Annotated in this window: 1 protein-coding gene; it reads left to right on the top strand. The window is 44.8% G+C overall.

The features are described 5' to 3' along the window. Nucleotides 1-538: 538 nt before the first annotated feature. Nucleotides 539-770 (top strand): transposase (locus HQN90_RS38080; protein ID WP_173227994.1); only part of this gene is annotated, 232 nt, incomplete at its 3' end.

The raw sequence follows: 770 nt of genomic DNA, 5'->3' as shown, positions 1-770 counted from the left end.
ATAATCGAAGTCAAGGCAAAGTATCCAATTCAACCTCTTTTAGGTTCTGGATCTATTTGCTTCGAGATAGGGATGGGGCCTAGTTCGCACATGTAAGCTTCAATGCAAAGCTATTGCCTTATGGGTGAAAGTCGGAGGTAAATCACAACTTTAAGGCCGAAAAACGTCCTTACAGGTGGGGTTCTGGCTGGCAAAAGGCGCCAAATTGAGGCAGATAGGGCTGTTTTTCAGCCTTATGGGTGAAAGTCGGAGGCAAAGCAGCACTTTAAGGCTGAAAAACGTTCATACAGGTGGGGATTGGCTGGCAAGGCGCCAGCTTGAGGCGGATAAGGCTGTTTTTCAGCCTTATGGGACGAAGTCGGAGGAAAATCACAACTTTAAGGCTGAAAAACGTTCATACAGGTGGGGATTGGCTGGCAAGGCGCCAGCTTGAGGCAGATAAGGCTGTTTTTCAGTCTTATTGCAATTAGACTTAACAGTGGACACAACGAATTGGGAAATTAGATAATAGACCTATCCAAATTACGAGGTGTCCGAGATGAGTGAATTCCGCCAACGGTACAATGAAAAGTTCAAAGAGGAAACGGTTAAGTACATTCAACAACATAGTAAATCGATTCCGGATATTGCAAGCGAATTGAACATTCCAGCGAAGACATTGAGCAGTTGGGTCAGTAAATATCGCCAATTTCCAGATGAGCCCTTTGTTGGTAGTGGGAATCTTCGTAGCCATGATCAGATTGTGAAAGACTTGGAGCAACGCAACAAAG

The organism is Paenibacillus alba (assembly GCF_013204855.1).
GTDB lineage: Bacteria > Bacillota > Bacilli > Paenibacillales > NBRC-103111 > Paenibacillus_E > Paenibacillus_E alba.
This window is presented reverse-complemented; position numbering and strand designations above follow the sequence as displayed.